Origin of the sequence: Promicromonospora kroppenstedtii DSM 19349, from assembly GCF_000515355.1 — a bacterium.
Taxonomy (GTDB): domain Bacteria; phylum Actinomycetota; class Actinomycetes; order Actinomycetales; family Cellulomonadaceae; genus Promicromonospora; species Promicromonospora kroppenstedtii.
Genome location: NZ_KI911593.1, coordinates 23,819 through 25,195 on the forward strand (window position 1 = coordinate 23,819; position 1,377 = coordinate 25,195).

General features: G+C 75.9%; 2 protein-coding genes and 1 pseudogene. All 3 read right to left on the reverse strand.

Annotated features, from left to right (window positions below; genetic code table 11):
* Nucleotides 1–244, reverse strand: a pseudogene (locus PROKR_RS33600) (hypothetical protein); the annotation flags it as partial.
* 103 nt (nt 245–347) lie between these two features.
* Nucleotides 348–851, reverse strand: a complete 504-nt coding sequence (locus PROKR_RS02925; protein WP_036959415.1) for a GNAT family N-acetyltransferase — start codon at nt 849–851, stop codon at nt 348–350.
* Between the two features lie 37 nt (nt 852–888).
* On the reverse strand, nt 889–1,209 hold the full coding sequence (locus PROKR_RS02930) for an AzlD domain-containing protein (protein WP_020016801.1): 321 nt from the start codon (nt 1,207–1,209) through the stop codon (nt 889–891).
* Nucleotides 1,210–1,377: the final 168 nt, after the last annotated feature.

Consider the following 1,377-nt stretch of genomic DNA (forward strand, 5'->3'; position numbering starts at 1 on the left):
CCCCGCCGCTGCCGACCAGCGCGCCGTGCCGCGGGTGCGCCGTGACCTCGGCGTACGGCCGGCCGGACAGCACGCCGGCGAGCCCGCCGAGCATCACGAACGGGTCCACGGACGGCACCGCGACGGCGTCGAACCGGGGCTGGTCGGTGCGCAGGTCGGGCTCTGACGGCCCTCCGGGCGTGTGGAGCGCCGTCGCCGCCACCTCGTCGGTGGGTGCTGCGAAGTACTCCGTGCGGATCCCCATGCAGTCGATGGTCGCAAGGTCGTGTCACGGGACTGTCACGCGGGCGTGAAACCTTGAGTTCGCCTGCCGAACACGACTGCCCCGGCCACGCGGCGCGGCGGCGTCAGATCTGGGCGGACCAGCGGTGCTCGACGACCTCGCGCACCCCGGTCGCCAGGGTGCGGCTGCGGCCGTCCTCGCCGAGGCCGCTGGCCTCGAGGAACTGCGCGCGGGCGGTGTCGTCCACCAGTGCCCAGGTGGTCACGGTGTCGGAGCCGTCGGAGCGCAGCCGGTCGACGGCGGCCGCCAGCAGCCGAGAGCCGTGCCCGCCGCGCTGCGACTCGGGCAGCACCTCGAGGGAGAGCACCTGGCCGGGGGAGACCGCGGCGAACCCCACGACCTTGGGACCGGCGAGCGCCACCAGCACGGCGAACCCCGGCCCGGGTGGCGACGTGATCGCCGAGGCCCAGCGCTCGCGCATCGCGGGGACGTCGAGCTGGTCGAGCACCCCCTCGCCCAGCACACCCGTGGCGCGCCACGCGGCGACCTGGACGTCGGTCACCGCCGCTTCGTCACCGGCGACGGCGGGGCGGACGGACACATCGGCGGTCTCGCGAAAAAGGGCCACGCTCAACCCTAGCGGCACCCCGCCGGCCGGCGTCGGGTCAGCCCCAGCCGAGGGCGCGGAGGCCGGCAGCCGTGGCGGCCGCCAGGACCACCACCAGGATGAACGGGGCGCGCAGGGCCAGGGCGAGGGCTGCGACGGCCAGGGCTGGGACACGGGCGTCGACCACGAGGGTGCGGCCGTCCGCGAAGCCCTGGACCACGACGAGCGACACGAGCAGCGCCACCGTGACGAGGGTCGTGACGCGCGAGACCCGCTCGGAGGCGAGCCATGAGCGCGGGACCAGGTGCCCGCCGAGCTTGAGCGCGAAGCAGGCCAGGGAGGCCACCAGCACGGTGGTCCAGAGGGCGGCGGTGGTCATCGGGCGGGCTCCCGGTCGGTCTCGGGTTCGTCGGCGGGTGTGTCTCCGGCCGGGTCGGACGGCGCCTCGGCGGGCACCGATGCCGGCGCCACCAGCCCGACGACGATCGCCACGGCGGCCGCCGCGAGCACCGGGATGCCGGGCGGGACGAAGGGGATGAGCACGGCC

Bases quoted from the DNA above. Each gene is read 5' to 3' on its own strand.
- PROKR_RS02930 (WP_020016801.1), bottom strand. From the start codon at position 1,209: ATGACCACCGCCGCCCTCTGGACCACCGTGCTGGTGGCCTCCCTGGCC.